Here is a 19,180-nt window from a genome sequence, read left to right as displayed (position 1 = left end):
TTCGATGACGGCGATCTGGTTCATCCTGGCGGCCATGACCGCGGCGGCCGTGCTCGGCCTGCTCTGGCCGATGTCGCGGCGCGCCTCCGTGCCGACCGGGGAGGCCGGCGGAAGCGCCATCGCCACCGAGACCGCCTTCTACGAGGATCAGATCGCCGAGATCGGGCGCGACCTGGAGCGCGGGCTGATCGCCCCGGAGGAGGCCGAGTCGGCCAAGGCCGAAGCGGCGCGCCGCCTGCTGCGGGCGAGCCGCGAGTCGCAGCTCGAGGCCGAGGATGCCGGCGTGGTCGAGGCGGCACGCCCGGCCGAGCCGCGGCTGCGCCGTCGCCGGGCGGCCTCGGCCTTCGCGCTCTCGACCATCCCGCTCGTGGCGCTGATCGCTTACGGCCTCTACGGCTCCCCGGAACTGCCCGCCCAGACCGCCGCCGACCGCGCGGCGGCCCGCGGCGGCACCGACGAGCTGATGAAGGCGGTGGGCCAGATCGAGGCGCGCCTCGCCCGCGACCCGAACGACGCCCGGGGCTGGGCGGTGCTGGCTCCGGTCTACATGCGCACCGGTCGCTTCGACGATGCCGCCCGCGCCTACGCGAACATCGCGCGGCTGAAGGGCGAGACCGCCGACATCCTCGCCGATCAGGCCGAGGCCCTCACGGCGGCGGGCGACGGCACCGTCACGCCCGAGGCCAAGGCCCTGTTCGAGAAGGCGCAGGCCAAGGATCCGAACGCGCCGAAGCCGCGCTTCTACCTCGCGCGGGCGGCCGAGCAGGCCGGCGATACCGGCGAGGCGATCCGCCAGCTCACGACCCTCGAAACCGCGAGCCCGCCGGATGCCCCCTGGCTCGGGGTGGTCCGCCAGACGCTCGCCCGCCTGAAGGGAGAGCCGCCTCCGCCCGCCGCAGAACCCAAGGCGGCCCCCCAGATTCCGGCTGAGCAGCAGGCGGCGATCCGCGGCATGGTCGACGGCCTCGATGCCCGGCTGAAGGCCAGCGGCGGCACGCCCGACGAGTGGCTGCGGCTGATCCGGTCCCGGACCGTGCTGGGCGACCGCGATCAGGCCGTCGCGGCCCTGGCCCGCGCCCGCACCGCACTGGCGAACGATCCACAGAGACTTGCTCAGGTGGAGCAGGGCGCCCGCGATCTCGGCCTTGAAGCCGGTGCATCCGCGGGGGCGCCGGCCGCGTCCGGACTGGTTGCCCAGGCCGAGACGGGGGCCGCGATGGCGGCCGTGCGCGACATGCCGCCGGCCGAGCGCGACGCCGCCATCCGCGGCATGGTCGAGAGCCTCGACCGGCGCCTCGCGGCCCGGGGCGGCACGCCGGACGATTGGCTGCGCCTCGTGCGCTCCTACACCGTCCTTGGCGAGCGCGATCAGGCGACGAAGGCCCTCAACCGCGCGCGGATGGCGCTCGCCGCCAACAGCGAGGCGGTGGCGCGGCTCGACGGGCTCGCCCGGGAGCTCGACTTGCCCGCCAAGGCCAGTCCCTAACCCGGCAACCCCCGGTGCCACAAGGTCGCGCGGTGTCCGCAGCGGCGTCGGCTGTACGACAATCGGTCTCGACGCCTGCCCTTGACCCGCGCCCGTGCGGAGCCGACACCCTGGAGTGTAGAATGAGAACGGTTCGGACCTGGGCGGATCCTCGCCCGCCGAATCGCGGGGTGGACGCATCGTGACGCGTAAGAAACGCCGCCTGATCCTGATCGCCGCCTGCGGCAGCGTGCTGGCGCTCGCCGTGGGGCTGATCCTGTACGCCATGAGCGGGTCGATCGTGTTCTTCCGCTCGCCGTCCGACATCGCCCTGCAGGGCATCACGCCCGGCACCCGCCTGCGTCTCGGCGGCCTCGTGAAGGACGGATCGGTGAAGCGCGGGCCAGACCAGGTCGTGGACTTCGCCGTGACCGACACCAACGCCACCGTCGAGGTCCAGTACAAGGGCCTGCTGCCGGACCTGTTCCGCGAGGGACAGGGCGTGGTCACCGAAGGTGTCTTGGAGCCGGGCGGTCGGTTCCGCGCCGACACGGTGCTCGCCAAGCACGACGAATCCTACATGCCCCGCGAGGTCGCCGACGCCCTGAAGGCGCAGGGGCGCTGGCAGGAGGGCGGCCCGAACAAGGGCGGGCCCGCCCCGAAGCCGGCGACCGCCTCGGCCGACGGGACGCTCGGTCCCCGCAGCGAGCGGTGAGGAAGCCGGCATGATCGTTGAGACCGGCCATTTCGCGCTCGCGCTCGCGCTCGCGATCTCTCTCGTCCAGATGGTAATGCCCATCTGGGCGGCGCGCACCGGCGACCCGGCCCTACGCCAGACCGCCTCGCAGGCGGCTCTGGGCGCCTTCGGCTGCGTGCTCTTCGCCTTCGCGGCGCTGACCTGGGCGCATGTGACGTCCGACTTCTCGGTCCAGAACGTCGTCGAGAACTCGCACACGCAGAAGCCGCTGATCTACAAGATCTCCGGCGTCTGGGGGAACCACGAGGGCTCGATGCTCCTCTGGGTCCTGATCCTCACGCTGTTCGGCGCCTGCGTGGCGGCGGCCAGGAATTCCGTGCCGCCGCGGCTGCGGGCCAGCACGCTGGGCGTGCAGGGGCTCATCACCTTCGTCTTCCTGCTGTTCATCATCACAACCTCGAACCCGTTCAGCCGCGTGATCCCGGCGCCGGTCGAGGGCAACGACCTCAATCCGCTGCTGCAGGATCCGGGCCTCGCGATCCACCCGCCGCTCCTCTACGTCGGCTATGTCGGCTTCTCGATCAGCTTCGCCTTCGCGGTGGCCGCGCTAATCGACGGGCGCATCGACGCCGTCTGGGCGCGGGCGGTGCGGCCCTGGACGCTGACGGCGTGGTGCTTCCTGACCCTCGGCATCGCGATGGGCTCCTACTGGGCCTATTACGAACTGGGCTGGGGCGGCTGGTGGTTCTGGGATCCGGTGGAGAACGCCTCCCTGATGCCGTGGATCGCCGGAACGGCGCTGCTACACTCCACCGTGGTGATGGAGAAGCGCGACGCCCTGAAGGTCTGGACGGTTCTGCTCGCCATCCTGACCTTCTCGCTCTCGCTGATCGGCACCTTCCTGGTCCGATCGGGCGTGATCACCTCGGTGCATTCCTTCGCCACCGACCCGACGCGCGGCGTGTTCATCCTGGCGATCCTGGTGCTGTTCATCGGCGGCTCGCTGACGCTGTTCGCGTGGCGGGCGCCGCTGCTGCGGCAGGGCGGCCTGTTCGCGCCGATCTCCCGCGAGGGCTCGCTCGTCCTCAATAACCTGTTCCTGGTGGCCGCTTGCGCCACCGTGCTGGTCGGCACCCTCTACCCGCTGGTGCTGGAGATGCTGACCGGCGAGAAGATCACGGTTGGGCCGCCCTTCTTCAACTCCACCTTCGTGCCGCTCGCGATCCCGCTCCTCCTGATCGTGCCCTTCGGGCAGGCGCTCGCCTGGAAGCGCGGCGATGTGCTCGCCGCCGCCCAGCGCCTGTTCGCCGCGCTCGCGGTGGCCCTGGTCGTCGGCTTCGCGGTGCTGGCCCTGACCTGGGGCGGCCCGGTCATGGCGCCGGTGGGAATCGGGCTCGGTGCCTACCTGCTGATCGGCTCCGCGCTGGAGATCGTGTCGCGGGCCCGCGGCTACGGCGCCAGCCGGGCGCGCTCGCTCGGACAGATCGGACGCCGCGCCGTCGGCCTGCCGCGCTCGGCCTGGGGCACCGCGCTCGCCCATGCCGGTGTCGGCGTCGTGGTGCTGGGCATCGCCGCCCAGGGCTGGGCTACCGAAGGGCTGGCGACCCTCAAGCCCGGCCAGAGCCTTGCGACCGGGCCCTACGTGGCGACCCTGGACAGCGTCGGCCCACGCCAGGGTCCCAACTACGAGGAGGCCGCCGCCAGCCTGACGATCCGGACCCGCTCCGGTGACGAGGTCGGGCACGTGGACACCGGCAAGCGCTTCTACCCGAGCCGCAAGATGGCGGTGACGGAATCCGGGCTGCTGACGATCGGTGCAAGCCAGGTCTACGCCAGCCTCGGCGAGATGAGCCAGGACGGCGGCGTCGGCCTGCGGCTGTATTACAAGCCGCTGGTGCTGCTGATCTGGCTCGGGGCCGTGGTGATGGCGCTGGGCGGCGGGCTCTCGCTCACCGATCGTCGGATGCGCGTGGGCGTCCCCGCCAAGGCGAAGGCCCGGCCGCTCCCGGCCGCGGTGCCGGCCGAGTGATGGCGAGCCGCTCGATCCGACTCACGGTGCTGGCGCTCGCCCTGCTAGCATCGCTTCCCGTCCACGCCGTCCAGCCTGACGAAGTGCTGAAGGATCCGGCCCTGGAGCACCGCGCCCGGGAGATCTCGGCCGAGCTGCGCTGCCTGGTCTGCCAGAACCAGTCGATCGATGATTCCGACGCGCCCCTCGCCAAGGATCTGCGCCTGATCGTCCGCGAGCGGCTGGAGAAGGGCGACAGCGACACGGCGGTGCGTGACTACGTCGTGGCTCGCTACGGCGAGTTCGTGCTGCTGCGTCCGGTCTTCGCTCTGCACACTTTGCTGCTGTGGCTGACGCCTGTTCTGGCGGTGCTGCTCGGCGGGTTGGGGATCTGGCGCCTTGCGCGCCGTCGGCCGGCGGCGCCGGTCCGGACCCTGTCGCCCTCCGAGGAGGCGGAGGTCGCGGCGCTGCTGCGACGGGAGTAGAATCGGGCGAAATCGTGATGCGCCTGCTTTACTCGGCACGAGTCTTGGATCGGGCTCCGCAGACCGCATGATCGGCGACGCGCCCGGGGTTGGACGATGACGGCCGCTACGCTCACCATTTCGAGCCGCAACTATTCCTCCTGGTCCCTGCGAGGCTGGCTGATCTGCCGGATGGCGGGTCTCGATTTCGAGACCGAGGTCCTGTCCGGCACCGACGCCACCAGCCGGGCCGAGCTGCTGCACCTGTCGCCGTCCTTCCTGGTGCCGCGCCTGCGCCACGGCGACGTGGTCGTCTGGGATACGCTGGCCATCGCCGAGTATCTCGCCGAGACTTTCCCGGAAGCCGGCTTCCTGCCCGGCAACGTCGCGGAGCGCGCCCATTGCCGGTCGATCTCCGGCGAGATGCATTCCGGCTTCGTCAACCTGCGCTCGGCCCTGCCGATGAACCTGCGCGCCTTCCACCCGGCGTTCCGCGTGTTCAACGGCGCGAAGGCCGATATCGAGCGCATCATCACGATCTTCGATGACTGCCTCGACCGGTACGAGGGACCGTTCCTGTTCGGCGCCAAGCCGTGCCTGGCCGACGCCATGTACGCGCCGGTCTGCACGCGCTTCCGCACCTACGACGTCGCGCTGCCGCCCCGGGCCGCCGCCTACCGCGACACGATCCTGCACTGGCCGCTGATGGTCGAGTGGGCCGAGGCCGCGGCCGACGAGCCGGACGAGATCGAGGAACTGGAGATGGAATTCTGACGCGGCCAGGCCTTCTGTCTGGGAGCGCGCCTGCGCTTGCAAGGACGGCAGGCTCAGCCCGGACTGTCAGGACCGGGTGTTAGGAATGCAATTTCTTGCAGGGCACAAATCTATGTTGCGATGCACGCAAAAAATTCTGATTGCTGAGGAGATTTGAAAAGCCGCGCTACAGCAACACGTTAACGGAACGTGCCTGCCGCCGCCGCCGACGCGTTACAGCTCGACAAACGTCCTTTGTCGCCCAACCGGACAGCTCGATTGAAGCCATTCGGCATTTCTGTTCCTCTTCGCATTAGAACAGGAACAGACTGGGCTGGGAACCATGGCGCGTCACGAGCCCTGGAGCGCGGAGCGCGCCACCGGGATCATCGCCGAACATACGCATCTTGAAGGGGCCACGCTGCCGATCCTGCACGCACTGCAGGAAACCTTCGGCTACGTGGATTCCGGCGCCGTGCCGCTGATCGCGGACGCGCTGAACCTGTCGCGCGCCGAGGTGCACGGCTGCATCACCTTCTACCACGACTTCCGCGCCCACCCCGCCGGCCGCCACGAGGTGAAGCTGTGCCGGGCCGAAGCCTGCCAGGCCATGGGCTCCGACAGGCTGCACCGCGAGATCCTCGGCCGCCTCGGCTGCGGCTGGCACGAGACCACCGCCGACGGCAGCACCACGGTCGAGCCGGTCTACTGCCTCGGTCTCTGCGCCAACGGTCCCGCCGCGCTGGTCGACGGTGAGCCGGTCGCGCACCTGACCGCCGACGCCCTCGAAGCTGCCCTGACGGAGGTGCGCCAGTGAGCGTCACGCTCTACGTTCCGCGCGACGCCGTCGCCCTCGGCCTCGGCGCCAACAAGGTCGCCCGCGCCTTCTTCGCGGGCGCCGAGCGCCGCGGTCTGGACGTCACCATCGTCCGGACCGGCTCCCGCGGCCTGTTCTGGCTGGAGCCGATGGTCGAGGTCGGCACGCCTGAGGGGCGCGTCGCCTACGGGCCGGTGACGGTCAAGGATGTCGACGCCCTGCTGGATGCCGGCCTGACCACGGGCGGCGACCACGCCCTGCGCCTCGGCGATCCGGAGAAGATCCCCTACCTCGCCCGGCAGCAGCGCCTGACCTTCCACCGCTGCGGCGTGATCGACCCGGTCTCCGTCGAGGATTACCGCGCCCATGGCGGCTATCGCGGCCTGGAGGCCGCCCTGAAGCTCGATGCCGAGGGCATCGTGGCGGCGGTGCGCGATTCCGGCCTGCGCGGCCGGGGCGGTGCCGGCTTCCCGGCCGGCATCAAGTGGAACACCGTGATGCTCGCCAAGGCGGACCAGAAATACGTGGTCTGCAACGCCGACGAGGGCGATTCCGGCACCTTCGCCGATCGGATGATGATGGAGGGCGACCCCTTCAACCTCATCGAGGGCATGACCATCGCGGGCGTCGCGACCGGCGCCACCCGCGGCTACATCTATCTCCGCTCCGAGTACCCGCAGGCCTTCGCCACCCTCAAGGAGGCGATCGCCAACGGCGTGACGGCGGGCATGCTCGGCGACAACATCCTGGGCTCGGACAAGAGCTTCCACCTGGAAGTGCGCCTCGGCGCCGGCGCCTACATCTGCGGTGAGGAGACCTCGCTGCTGGAGAGCCTCGAGGGCAAGCGCGGCATCGTGCGGGCCAAGCCGCCGATCCCGGCGCTCAAGGGCTTCCTCGGCAAGCCGACGCTGGTCAACAACGTCATGACCTTCACGGCCGTGCCGTGGATCCTGGAGAACGGCGCCAGGGCCTACGCCGATTACGGCATGGGCCGGTCGCTCGGCACCCTGCCGATCCAGCTCGCCGGCAACATCAAGCACGGCGGCCTGATCGAGATGGCCTTCGGCATCACCCTCCGGCAGGTCATCGAGGATTTCGGCGGCGGCACCCGCTCGGGCCGGCCGGTCCGGGCCGTGCAGGTCGGCGGGCCGCTCGGGGCCTACTTCCCCGATCATCTCCTCGATACGCCCCTCGATTACGAGGCGATGGCGGCCAAGAAGGGCCTCGTCGGCCACGGCGGCATCGTGGTGTTCGACGACACCGTCGACATGGCCGCCCAAGCCCGCTTCGCCTTCGAGTTCTGCGCCACCGAATCGTGCGGCAAGTGCACCCCCTGCCGCATCGGCGCGACCCGCGGCGTCGAGACCATGGACAAGGTGATCGCCGGCATCCGGCCGGACGCGAACCTGAAGCTGGTCGAGGACCTCTGCGAGGTCATGACCGACGGGTCGCTCTGCGCCATGGGCGGGCTCACGCCGATGCCCGTCATGAGCGCGATCACGCACTTTCCCGAGGATTTCAGGCGCGCCGGCGATCTGCCGGCCGCGGCCGAGTGAGGAGACGTCGATGGGCCTGATCAAGGAGATCGACTACGGCACGCCGATCCGCGTCAGCGAGCAGACGGTGACGCTGACGATCGACGGCATGTCGGTGACGGTGCCGGCCGGCACCTCGGTGATGGCGGCAGCGATGCATGCCGGGACGCAGATCCCGAAGCTCTGCGCCACCGACTCACTGGAGCCGTTCGGCTCCTGCCGGCTCTGCCTCGTGGAGATCGAGGGACGCCGCGGCACGCCGGCCTCCTGCACGACCCCGGCCGAGAACGGCATGGTGGTGCACACGCAGAACGAGAAGCTCGCCAAGCTCCGCAAGGGCGTGATGGAGCTCTACATCTCCGACCACCCGCTGACCTGCCTGACCTGCGCGGCCAACGGCGATTGCGAGCTGCAGGACATGGCCGGAATCGTGGGCCTGCGCGACGTGCGCTACGGCTACGAGGGCGACAATCACGTCGCGCCGACGGCGGAAAAATACCTGCCGAAGGACGAGTCGAACCCGTACTTCACCTACGACCCGTCGAAGTGCATCGTCTGCAACCGCTGCGTCCGCGCCTGCGAGGAGGTGCAGGGCACCTTCGCGCTGACCATCGCGGGCCGCGGCTTCGACAGCCGCGTGGCGGCCGGCCCGACCAACTTCTTCGAATCCGAGTGCGTGTCCTGCGGGGCCTGCGTGCAGGCGTGCCCGACCGCGACGCTGCAGGAGAAGTCGATCCACGAATACGGTCAGCCCGAGCACGCGGAGGTCACGACCTGCGCCTATTGCGGCGTCGGCTGCTCGTTCAAGGCCGAGATGCAGGGCGAGCGCGTCGTCCGCATGGTTCCCTACAAGGGCGGCAAGGCCAACGAGGGCCATAGCTGCGTGAAGGGTCGCTTCGCCTACGGCTACGCCACCCACAAGGACCGCATCACCAAGCCGATGATCCGCGAGAAGATCACGGATCCGTGGCGCGAGGTGTCGTGGGAAGAGGCGATCGACCGGGCCGCCTCCGAGTTCAAGCGGATCCAGGCCAAGTACGGCAAGGATTCGGTCGGCGGCATCACCTCGTCGCGCTGCACCAACGAGGAGGCCTACCTCGTCCAGAAGCTCGTGCGCGCCGCCTTCGGCAACAACAACGTCGATACCTGCGCCCGCGTCTGCCACTCGCCGACCGGCTACGGCCTGATGTCGACGCTCGGCACCTCGGCCGGCACCCAGGACTTCAAGTCGGTCGAGCATTCCGACGTGATCCTGGTGATCGGCGCCAACCCGACCGACGGCCATCCGGTCTTCGGGTCGCGCATGAAGAAGCGCCTGCGCCAGGGCGCCAAGCTGATCGTCGCCGATCCGCGCAAAATCGACCTGGTGAAGTCGGCCCACATCAAGGCCGATTACCATCTGCCGCTGAAGCCCGGCTCCAACGTCGCCTTTATCAACTCGCTGGCGCACGTGATCGTCACCGAGGGGCTGATCGACGAGGCCTATGTCCGCGAGCGCTGCGACCTCGCCGAGTTCGAGTCCTGGGCCCGGTTCATCGCCGACGAGCGGCACTCCCCGGAGGCGCAGCAGCAGTTCACCGGCCTCGACCCGGCGGATGTCCGCGGCGCGGCCCGGCTCTACGCCAAGGGCGGTGCGGCCGGCATCTACTATGGCCTCGGCGTCACCGAGCACAGCCAGGGCTCGACCATGGTCATGGGCATGGCCAACATCGCCATGGCTACCGGCAACATCGGCAAGCTCGGCGCGGGCGTGAACCCGTTGCGCGGCCAGAACAACGTGCAGGGCTCCTGCGACATGGGCTCGTTCCCGCACGAGCTCACGGGCTACCGCCACGTCTCGGACGACGCCACCCGCGAGAGCTTCGAGGCGATCTGGGGTGCCAAGCTCGACAACGCCCCGGGCCTGCGCATCACCAACATGCTTGATGAGGCCGTCGAGGGCAGCTTCAAGGGCATGTACATCCAGGGCGAGGACATCGCGCAGTCCGACCCCGACACGCACCACGTGACCTCGGGCCTGATGGCGATGGAATGCATCGTCGTCCAGGACCTGTTCCTGAACGAGACCGCCAAGTACGCCCACGTCTTCCTGCCGGGCGCCTCGTTCCTCGAGAAAGACGGGACCTTCACCAACGCCGAGCGCCGCATCTCGCGGGTCCGCAAGGTTATGGCCCCGATGGGTGGCTACGGCGACTGGGAGGGCACGGTGCTGCTCTCCAACGCGCTCGGCTACCCGATGAACTACAGCCACCCGTCCGAGATCATGGACGAGATCGCCCGGCTCACCCCGAGCTTCACCGGCGTCTCCTACGCCAAGCTCGACGAGCTCGGCTCGGTGCAGTGGCCCTGCAACGAGAAGGCGCCGCTCGGCACACCGATGATGCACGTGGACCGGTTCGTCCGGGGCAAGGGCCGGTTCATGATCACCGAGTTCGTGGCCACCGAGGAGCGGACGGGGGCGAAGTTCCCGCTGATCCTGACCACGGGCCGGATCCTGTCCCAGTACAATGTCGGCGCGCAGACGCGGCGCACCGAGAATTCGCGCTGGCACGAGGAGGACGTGCTGGAGATCCACCCGTTCGACGCGGAGCTGCGCGGCATCGTCGACGGCGATCTGGTCTCGCTGGAGAGCCGATCCGGCGACATCGCCCTCAAGGCCAAGGTCTCCGAGCGGATGCAGCCCGGCGTGGTCTACACCACCTTCCACCACGCCAAGACCGGCGCCAACGTCATCACCACGGACTACTCGGACTGGGCGACCAACTGCCCCGAGTACAAGGTGACGGCGGTGCAGGTCCGGCGGACCAACCGGCCCTCCGACTGGCAGGCGAAGTTCTACGAGGAGGACTTCTCCCTGACCCGGATCGCCCAGACCCTGGATGCGGCAGAGTAAGAGTACCCGATGAGTGCCGTGACACAGGCGGACAAGCTCGTCCGCATGGCCAACCAGATCGCCACCTTCTTCCGGTCCTACCCGGAGGAGGAGGCGGTGGCCGGAATCCAGAAGCACATCAAGGCGTTCTGGACGCCCAAGATGATCGCGCATCTCGAGGCCGCCCTGCCGGAACAGGGCGACCGGGTCGACAGCTACGTGCGGCGGGCGTTGCACGGCGCGGAGCCGGCGGCCGACAGCCCGGTGCGCCCGGCCACCCGGGATCCGCAACTCGCCGGAGCCGGCGCCAGCGACGCGGGCTGAGACCGGAGCCAAAGTACGTAGAGTTCGAGACTTGGGCCCCTCCGCGGGGCCCTTTTCGTTCGCCGCCGTGCATACAAAAGGTTGCAATCAGGATTAAAACTGTCGGCTCAGCGTAGTGCGGCGCTGGTGCCCTGCACACAGATCGCGCATCATCCATTCACGCGCGGCCCATCCACGTGGCTGCCGGAGAGGATGACGTCATGAGTCTTGGGGTTACGGGCGCGGTCGCGCCCGATGTCGCACCGGGTCTGCTCTCGCGCGAGCGTATCGTGGCCCAACCGGGGTTCAACCGATGGTTGGTCCCGCCAGCCGCTCTGGCGATCCATCTCTGCATCGGCATGGCCTACGGCTTGTCGGTGTTCTGGCTACCGCTCACCCGGGCGCTCTCAGTCGGAAAGCCGGCACCCGCCGCCTGTGCGGATATGGGCGTGATGACGGCCCTGTTCACCACCACCTGCGATTGGCGCGTCAGCGACCTCGTCACGGTCTTCTCGATCGGCATCGTCGTGCTCGGCCTCTCGGCCGCCCTGTTCGGCGGCTGGCTGGAGCGCGCGGGCCCGCGCAAGGCCGGCATCGTGGCCGCCCTGTGCTGGGGCGGCGGCTTCCTGATCGGCGCCTTCGGAGTCTACGTCCACCAGCTCTGGCTGATCTGGCTCGGCATGGGCCTGATCGGCGGCATCGGGCTCGGCCTCGGCTACATCTCCCCGGTCTCGACGCTGATCAAGTGGTTCCCGGACCGGCGCGGCATGGCCACCGGCATGGCGATCATGGGCTTCGGCGGCGGCGCGATGATCGGCTCGCCCCTGGCCGACAGCCTGATCAAGAGCTTCCGGACCGCCGACTCGGCCGGCGTCTGGCAGACGCTCGCCGTGATGGGCGTCGGCTACATCCTGTTCATGCTCGGCGGCGCCTTCGGCTACCGGGTTCCGCCGGCCGGCTGGCGTCCGGACGGCTGGACGGCTCCGGCTGCCAAGAACGCCATGATCGCCTCCGGCCACGTCCATCTGCGGGACGCGCACAAGACCTTCCAGTTCTGGATGATCTGGCTCGTGCTGTTCCTCAACGTGTCCGCCGGCATCGGCGTGCTGGCGCTGGCCTCGCCGATGCTTCAGGAGATCTTCGGCGGTGAGCTGATCGGCCTGCCGGGCACCGGCTTCTCGGCCCTCGATGCCGGCCAGAAGGCGCAGGTCGCGGCGATCGCCGCCGGCTTCGTCGGCCTGCTCTCCCTGTTCAACATCCTCGGCCGGTTCTTCTGGGCTTCGATGTCGGATCGGATCGGGCGGAAGGTCACCTACGCGATCTTCTTCGCGCTGGGTGGCGTGCTCTACGCGGCCGCGCCCTGGGCGGCCGGCATCGGCTCGCAGGCGCTGTTCGTCGCCTTCTTCTGTGTGATCCTGTCGATGTATGGCGGCGGTTTCGCGACGGTGCCGGCCTACCTCGCCGACGTGTTCGGCACGCAGTTCGTGGGCGCCATCCACGGGCGGCTGCTCACCGCCTGGTCGATGGCCGGCATCGTCGGGCCCTTCGTGATCACCAAGATCCGCGAGGCGCAGATCGCCGCGGGCGTGCAGGGTGCGGAACTCTACGGCCGGACCATGTACGTGCTCGCTGGCTTCCTGGTGGCCGGGTTCGTCTGCAATCTGCTGGTACGTCCGCTGGCCCAGCGCTGGTTCATGTCGGATTCCGAGCGTGCCTCCCTCGACGTCCGCACGGGTGCGACCGCCTCCGGGCCGTCCGGCTCCTTCGGCATCGGTCGCGGGGGGGTCAGCCCGGGCGCGGCCGTGGCGTGGGCGGTGGTCGGCATCCCGATCGTCTGGGGTATCGGCATCACCCTGTCGAAGGCCTTCATCCTGTTCCGGTGATGGCCCGGAGCCGCCGGTTGTGGCGGGCACGGCGGGTCGCTAGGTTTCGAGCGCCTCGCCGTGCCGGGATGCCTCCGTCGTGATCGACAAGCTGGACTTCCTGCTCGCGCTCGCGCGCGAGCAGCATTTCGGCCACGCGGCCGAAGCCTGCGGGGTGACGCAGCAGACGCTCTCGGCCGGCGTGAAGCAGCTGGAGAACCGGTTCGGCGTCCAGCTCGTGCTGCGCGGCTCGCGCTTCCAGGGCTTCACCCCGGAGGGCGAGCGGGTGCTGGAATGGGCGCGGCGGATCGTGGCCGATGCCCGGGCCATGCACGAGGAGGTCACGGGCCTGCGCCGGGGCCTGACCGGGCATCTGCGCATCGCCGCGATCCCCACGGCGCTGCCGATGATCGTGAACCTCACCACGCCCTACCGCGAGCGGCACCCGGACGTGCGGCTCACGGTCGAATCCGCCACCTCGGCCGACATCTTCTCGCTGATCGAGAACCTGGAGGCGGATGCGGGCCTGACCTATCTCGACAACGAGCCCCTCGGGCGAGTTGTCTCCGTGCCGCTCTACCGGGAACGCTACCGTCTGGTGACAGCGATCGACGGCCCGTTCGACGGCCGGGCCAGCGTCACCTGGGCCGAGACCGGCAGCCTGCCGCTCTGCCTGCTGACGCCGAACATGCAGAACCGGCGGATCATCGACCAGCAGATCCGGGAATCGGGTGCGGACCCAGCCGCCACCCTCGAATCGAATTCGATGATCGTGTTGCTGACCCATGTGCGCACCCTGCGCTGGGCCTCGATCATGCCGGAGATCCTAGTCGATGCCCTGGGGCCGATCGAGGGCGTGCGCACCATCCCGATCACCGCCCCGGATTTGGAGCACACGATCGGCCTCGTCGCCCCGCGGCGCGAGCCCTCGACGCCGATGGTGACGGCTCTGGTCGCCATCGCGCGGTCGCTGGCGCGGACGCTCGATCCCGATCTGGCCGCGTCGACCCCCGCCTGACGGGCCGGGACCGGGGCGTCCCGCTCGAAGCCTCCGCCTTTGCTTCGCTCCGCTCGCTAAGACGAGAGCTCAACAAAAAAGCCGCCCCGTCTCCGGAGCGGCTTCGCACGGGCGAGGCCGGAACGCGGCCTGCGCGCTTACTTGATCTTGGATTCCTTGAACTCGACGTGCTTGCGCGCGACCGGGTCGTACTTGCGCATCGACAGCTTCTCGGTCTGCGTCCGGGAGTTCTTCTTGGTAACGTAGAAGTAGCCCGTGTCGGCGGTGGAGACGAGCTTGATCTTGACGGTGACGGCCTTGGCCATGGCGCGGCGCTCCTGCAGGGTGCGGCATTCCGCGTGAGCGAAACGCAAATGGCCGGGAGGACCCGGCCGAATACGGGCGGGTGAATGCCCGATCGGGCCCGGCAGGTCAAGTGTGAGCGGTCCGCCAGCGGGTCAGGCTTGGGTCGTGTCTTGGCAGCGTCGACGCGGTTTAGGACATCCCTCCGTCGTTCCGGGGCGCCGAAGGCGAGCCCGGAACCCAGAGCCGCCGACGGCGATAAGCCGGACACCCGGTGCGGATCTGGATTCCGGGCCCTGCTGCGCAGTCCCGGAATGCCGGGTTTGGCAGATCCTGGGACCAGACTACCTTTTCACCCAGCGCCTGAAGTCCGCCGCGGCCTCTCCGCCGCGGCGAGCCATCCGGCGAATGCCAGGAACAGGGCAAGCAGCGCCAGCGCGAAGCCGTGCGGCGGCACGAGGTCGAGACCGCCGCCGATTACCGGCGGCCCGAGCATCAGCCCGAAATTGTAGAGCACCACGAAGGCCGCGTTGGCGCCCGCGAGGTCGTTCGCCGGCGTGCGGTCGCCGAGCATCGCGAGGCCGACCGTGTAGAGGGTGCCGGCGATGCCGCCCCAGACCAGGAGCAGCAGACCGAGCGCCATCGGGCTGCCGGCCGCGAGCGGGATCAGGGCCGAGCCCGCGGCGCCCGCGAGGCTTGCGCCGAGCAGAACCGCGCTGCGGTCGAGGCGGTCGGCGAGCCAGCCGAACGGAATCTGGAACAGCACGTTGCCCAGCGCGATCAGGCTCACGAGCCCCGCCGCGCCCTGCGCGTCGTAGCCCAGCCGCAAGCCGTAGAGAGGCAGGATCGCGAAGATCCCGGTCTCCACCGCCCCGTAGGCGAGGGCGGCCGCCAGCGCGCCGGGGGCAAGCCGGACATAATCGAGGATGCCGCGGCCGGAGCCCGGCTCGATCGTCGGCGACAGCCCGCGCGCCAGCACGATCGGCAGGCCGCCGGCCAGCATCAGCACGGCGCCGGTCGCGTAGGGCGCCAGCCCCTCGGTGCCGACGAGCGCCAGCAGGAGCGGTCCGACCGCGAAGCCCGCCGCCAGGACGGTGGCGTAGATGCCCATCACCAGGCCGCGGCGCTCCGGCGGGGCGGCGGCATTGATCCAGTACTCGGAGAGGACGAAGAGCGCGCCCAGCGTTGCCGAGAAGACGAAGCGCAGGGGAAACCACAGGGCGATGCCCGGCAGGATCGGAAACAGCGCGAGGCTGATCGCCCCGATGACGAGCGCCAGGCCGAGCAGCGGGGCGACACCGATCCGCGCCGCGAGCCGCGGCACGAACGGCACCGTGCAGATGCTGGCGATGCCCGCCACCGCGGTGTTGAGGCCGATCAGCGTGCTCGACGCGCCGCGCCGCTCCATCTCGATCGACAGGAGCGGGATCGACAGACTCAACCCGATGCCGACGACGGTGACGCAGGTCACGGCCGCCGCGATCGCCGCCACATCCTCCGACCTGATCCCCCGCCGCGCGTCCCGTGCCCGTTCCTCCGGGCGGCTCACAAGGCCACCCGCTCGCGGCGGCCGTAGCGTTCGTAGTGGTAGGGAATCATCCGGTACGGCGCGAAATCAACGGCGATCTGCGCCTCCAGGTCGTCCAGGATGGCGCGGGTTATGTACGGCAGGTCGAGCTTGCGTGCGGCGTCGAGCCGGACCCAGGCCAGTTCCGTGAACTCGGCGTCGGCGGAGATCCGCCCCGGCTCCTCGGCGGCCACCGTCCGGCGGTCGATCGCGAAGAAGCGCGTATCGAAGCGGCGCACGCGCTTGGGCGGTGTGATCGCGCGGGCAACGAGGTGCAGCGCCTCGAGATCCGGCAGCACGCCGTGCCGGGCGAAACCCTCCCAGCCCGCCGGGACGTCCTCGGGGGCGCCGTGCTCGGTGGTGCCGAGGAGCAGACCGGTCTCTTCGTAGGTCTCGCGGATCGCGGCCAGCGCCAGGGCGCGGCCGAGATGGTGTGGCGGCCGGGAGACCTGCCGGGTCAGCGCCGCCTCGGCATAGTCGGGGAGCGCCCCGGCCACCGGCATGTGGCGATCGCCGAGCTCGATCCGGCCGCCCGGGAAGACGAACTTGCCCGGCATGAAGGCGAGGTTCGGGTTGCGCCGCCCCATCAGGACCTTCGGGCCGGCCTTCCCGCGCCGGTCGATCACGATCAGGGTCGCCGCGTCCCGCGGCCGCAGACGCGCCGCAGCGGGCGTCCGCTTAGGAGCTGTGGCGATCTGTGGCTCCTGCTGCGGCAGCGGCAAGGCGTGTCTCCTCTGACCCCGAGGCAGGGCGGCTCCGCGGTAGCGTGGCGAAGCCGTGCATGCCAAGGGCGTATTGCAGCCCGACGACGGCCCCCTTGACCGGCTGGAGCAGGACCAGCGCGAACAGGAGGGTGAAGACCGGCCAGACCCCCATCTCGACCCAGAGAGGCACCTCGTAGGCGCTCTCGGTCTCCAGGATCAGGTAGCCCACAATGTGGGCGACGATGAAGATCACCACGTAGGGGGGCAGGTCATCGGCCCGATGGTGGTGCAGCTCGAGGCCGCACGCGTCGCATTCCGGCCGGACCTTGAGGAAGCGGCCGAAGATCCGGCCCTGGCCGCAATGCGGGCAGCGGCCGATAAAGCCCCTGGCCATCGCGGGGATCAGGCGGGTGCGGGCCGGGATCGCGTCGGCATTCATGCCAGGGGTGTACATCGGCCCGGTCATCGGCGCGAGCCGCGGTGGCGCGACCCGGTGTTGCGGATGCCGGCGGGGCGGCCGGGCGGCGCGGCCTTGAAGGGGCGTCCGCCGGGCTTCTTGCCCGCACCGGTCTTGCGGGCGCCGGAGCGGGTCCGACCCTCGCTGAGGAGTTCGAAGCGCAGCGCCCCGGCCACCGGCGCGGCCTCCACGAGCCGCACCTCGACCCGGTCGCCCAGGCGGAAGGTCTCGCCGGTCCGCTCGCCCACCAAGGCGTGGCGCCCCTCCTCGTGGCGGAAATAGTCGGCGCCGAGCTGCGAGACCGGCACGAAGCCGTCCGCCCCGGTCTCATCGAGCTTGATGAACAGGCCGGCCCGGGTGACGCCCGCGATCTGGCCCTCGAAGGTGGCCCCGACCTGATCGGCGAGGTGGTGGGCGATCAGCCGGTCGATGGTCTCGCGCTCGGCCGCCATGGCGCGGCGCTCAGCCGCCGAGATCTGCTCGCCGATCTGCGCCAGCTCACCCATCGAGATCTCGGGCGCGAGCCCGTCGGTGCCCAGCCTGCACGCGGTGATCAGCGCCCGATGGACGATCAGGTCGGCGTAGCGCCGGATCGGCGAGGTAAAGTGCGCGTAGCGACGCAGGTTCAAGCCGAAATGCCCGAGATTCTCGGCGGCATAGACAGCCTGGGCCTGGCTGCGCAGGATCACCTCGTTGAGGAAGACGCCGTGCTCGGTCTCGGCCGCGGTGGCGAGGATCCGGTTGAACAGGGCGGGGCGCAACGCCCCTTCCTTCGGCAGCTTGATCCCGACCGAGGCCAGCACCTCGCCCAGCGCCCGCATCTTCTCCAGCGCGGGCTCGTCATGGACGCGGTAGATCAGCGGCTGGCGCGCCTGCTCCAGGGTCTCGGCAGCGGCGACGTTCGCCTGGATCATGAACTCCTCGATCAGCCGGTGCGCGTCGAGGCGCTCCGGCACGATCACCCGGTCGACGGCGCCTTCGGGGCTGAGCAGGACCTTCCGTTCGGGCAGGTCCAGGGCGAGCGGCCCGCGCCGGTCCCGGGCCGCGCGCAGGGCCGCGTAGGCCGCCCAGAGCGGGCGAAGGGCGATATCCAGCAGCGGCAGGGTCGCGGCATCGGGCTGTCCGTCGATGGCGCCTTGCGCCTGCGCATAGGCGAGCTTGGCCCGCGAGCGCATCATCACCCGGTGGAAGCTGTGGCGGCGCTTCTCGCCGTCGGCGGCGATGACCATCCGCACGGCGAGTGCCGGCCGGTCCTCGCCCTCGCGGAGCGAGCAGAGGTCGTTGGAGATTCGCTCCGGCAGCATCGGCACGACGCGGTCCGGGAAGTAGACCGAGTTGCCGCGCTCCAACGCCTCCCGGTCAAGGCTCGATCCTGTCCGCACGTAGGCCGCGACGTCGGCGATCGCGACGGTGAGGATGAATCCGCCGGGATTGGCCGGGTCGGGATCGGCCTCGGCCATGACGGCGTCGTCGTGGTCCTTGGCGTCCGGCGGGTCGATGGTCAGGAGCGGCCGGTCGCGCCAATCCTCACGGCCCTTCAGGGTCGCGGGCTTCGCAGAATCGGCCTCGGCCAGGGTCGCGTCCGCGAAGACATGCGGGATGTTGTGCAGGTGTAGCGCGATCAGGCTCACCGCCTTCTCGGAGCCCAGCGAGCCGAGCCGCTCCCGCACCCGGCCACGCGGCAGGCCGAACCGGGTCTCGCGCTCCAGGGAGACGCTGACGAGGTCGCCGTCCCGGGCCTGACCCTCCTCGCCGGGCGGGATCAGGATCTCGCGGCCCTGCGAGCGCTTCTCGACGGGCACGATCCGGCCACCCTGCGCGCCGACGCGGTAGACGCCGATGATCTCGGCCTTGTTCTTCCCGAGGACCTTGATGACCCGGCCGGTATAGCCGCCCTCGGCGTCACGCTCGACGCGCACCAGGGCGCGGTCGCCAATGCCTGCCGCGGGACGATTGCCCTTGCGGGGGCCGCGCGGCTGCGTCAGCACGATGGACGGCGGCTTGCCCGCGCCGGTCCACTCCACTGGAACGGCCAGGAAGTCGCCGTGTCGGTCCCGGGAGCGGATATCGGCCAGCACGACCGGCGGTAGATGCCCGGCGGGAGCGAGTCCGCCGCGCCCGCGGTCGAGGCCGCCGTCCTCCTCGATCTCCTTCAGGATGCGCTTCAGCTCGATCTTGGCGGCGCCCTTGATGCCGAAGGCCTGGGCGATCTCGCGCTTGCCGACGCGCTCCTTCGACTCGGCGACGAAGGCGAGGATCTGCTCACGGGTGGGGAAGGGCGGCGGAGCGGCGGGCTCGGCCGCCGGGGCGGTGGTGCGTCGTGCCAAACGATGGTGCCGGACAGTTCTCGGAAGACGGAGCCCGCACGCGGGCCTC

16 protein-coding genes are annotated in these 19,180 nt (G+C 70.0%); 11 read left to right on the top strand and 5 right to left on the bottom strand.

The window, feature by feature from the left end; translation table 11 throughout:
• Positions 1–4 precede the first annotated feature (4 nt).
• The 11 genes from ccmI to AC3WSN_RS19180 all read left to right on the top strand — a co-directional run bounded on the left by ccmI (position 5) and on the right by AC3WSN_RS19180 (position 13,794).
• Positions 5–1,486: a c-type cytochrome biogenesis protein CcmI gene (gene ccmI, locus AC3WSN_RS19230; protein WP_492540071.1), complete on the top strand. Its 1,482-nt coding sequence runs from the start codon at positions 5–7 to the stop codon at positions 1,484–1,486.
• A 181-nt stretch (positions 1,487–1,667) separates the two neighbouring features.
• Entirely contained in the window at positions 1,668–2,180 is a 513-nt protein-coding gene (gene ccmE / locus AC3WSN_RS19225) for a cytochrome c maturation protein CcmE (RefSeq protein WP_192709891.1), read from the top strand.
• Positions 2,181–2,190: 10 nt separating this feature from the next.
• Positions 2,191–4,191 (top strand): heme lyase CcmF/NrfE family subunit, encoded by a 2,001-nt coding sequence (locus AC3WSN_RS19220; RefSeq protein ID WP_192709892.1) that lies wholly within the window; start codon positions 2,191–2,193, stop codon positions 4,189–4,191.
• Positions 4,191–4,655 (top strand): cytochrome c-type biogenesis protein, encoded by a 465-nt coding sequence (locus AC3WSN_RS19215; RefSeq protein ID WP_492540068.1) that lies wholly within the window; start codon positions 4,191–4,193, stop codon positions 4,653–4,655. The genes AC3WSN_RS19220 and AC3WSN_RS19215 overlap by 1 nt, the downstream gene beginning before the upstream one ends.
• Before the next feature lie 96 nt (positions 4,656–4,751).
• The gene (locus AC3WSN_RS19210) at positions 4,752–5,408 is read left to right on the top strand and encodes a glutathione S-transferase family protein (protein WP_492540066.1); all 657 of its coding nucleotides are present in this window, start codon (positions 4,752–4,754) and stop codon (positions 5,406–5,408) included.
• A gap of 322 nt (positions 5,409–5,730) precedes the next feature.
• On the top strand, positions 5,731–6,204 hold the full coding sequence (locus AC3WSN_RS19205; protein WP_492540064.1) for a formate dehydrogenase subunit gamma: 474 nt from the start codon (positions 5,731–5,733) through the stop codon (positions 6,202–6,204).
• Positions 6,201–7,760: a formate dehydrogenase beta subunit gene (locus AC3WSN_RS19200; RefSeq protein ID WP_492540062.1), complete on the top strand. Its 1,560-nt coding sequence runs from the start codon at positions 6,201–6,203 to the stop codon at positions 7,758–7,760. The genes AC3WSN_RS19205 and AC3WSN_RS19200 overlap by 4 nt, the downstream gene beginning before the upstream one ends.
• Before the next feature lie 10 nt (positions 7,761–7,770).
• Positions 7,771–10,632, top strand: coding sequence for a formate dehydrogenase subunit alpha (gene fdhF, locus AC3WSN_RS19195; RefSeq protein ID WP_492540060.1), 2,862 nt, complete (start codon positions 7,771–7,773; stop codon positions 10,630–10,632).
• 9 nt (positions 10,633–10,641) lie between these two features.
• Positions 10,642–10,935 (top strand): formate dehydrogenase subunit delta, encoded by a 294-nt coding sequence (locus tag AC3WSN_RS19190; RefSeq protein ID WP_192709898.1) that lies wholly within the window; start codon positions 10,642–10,644, stop codon positions 10,933–10,935.
• A 200-nt stretch (positions 10,936–11,135) separates the two neighbouring features.
• On the top strand, positions 11,136–12,797 hold the full coding sequence (locus AC3WSN_RS19185; protein ID WP_492540058.1) for an OFA family MFS transporter: 1,662 nt from the start codon (positions 11,136–11,138) through the stop codon (positions 12,795–12,797).
• Between the two features lie 79 nt (positions 12,798–12,876).
• Positions 12,877–13,794, top strand: coding sequence for a LysR family transcriptional regulator (locus AC3WSN_RS19180; protein WP_192709900.1), 918 nt, complete (start codon positions 12,877–12,879; stop codon positions 13,792–13,794).
• A 137-nt stretch (positions 13,795–13,931) separates the two neighbouring features.
• On the opposite strand, the gene rpmG is transcribed toward AC3WSN_RS19180, so the two are convergent.
• From rpmG to rnr, 5 genes are all read right to left on the bottom strand, one after another.
• Complete coding sequence (rpmG, locus tag AC3WSN_RS19175; protein WP_010684598.1) at positions 13,932–14,099, bottom strand: 50S ribosomal protein L33; 168 nt, start codon at positions 14,097–14,099, stop codon at positions 13,932–13,934.
• Between the two features lie 329 nt (positions 14,100–14,428).
• Positions 14,429–15,568 carry an MFS transporter gene (locus tag AC3WSN_RS19170; RefSeq protein ID WP_492540055.1) on the bottom strand — a complete coding sequence of 380 codons (1,140 nt, stop codon included), beginning with the start codon at positions 15,566–15,568 and terminating at the stop codon, positions 14,429–14,431.
• A gap of 53 nt (positions 15,569–15,621) precedes the next feature.
• A complete protein-coding gene (locus tag AC3WSN_RS19165; protein WP_492540053.1) occupies positions 15,622–16,365 on the bottom strand; it encodes an NUDIX hydrolase in 744 nt (247 codons plus the stop codon).
• On the bottom strand, positions 16,322–16,786 hold the full coding sequence (locus tag AC3WSN_RS19160) for a DUF983 domain-containing protein (protein ID WP_492543171.1): 465 nt from the start codon (positions 16,784–16,786) through the stop codon (positions 16,322–16,324). Before AC3WSN_RS19160 ends, AC3WSN_RS19165 begins: the two co-directional genes overlap by 44 nt.
• 23 nt (positions 16,787–16,809) lie before the next feature.
• Complete coding sequence (gene rnr, locus AC3WSN_RS19155; RefSeq protein ID WP_492540051.1) at positions 16,810–19,131, bottom strand: ribonuclease R; 2,322 nt, start codon at positions 19,129–19,131, stop codon at positions 16,810–16,812.
• Positions 19,132–19,180: the final 49 nt, after the last annotated feature.

Source organism: Methylobacterium sp. FW102-HT35C08, from assembly GCF_058790235.1.
This window is presented reverse-complemented; position numbering and strand designations above follow the sequence as displayed.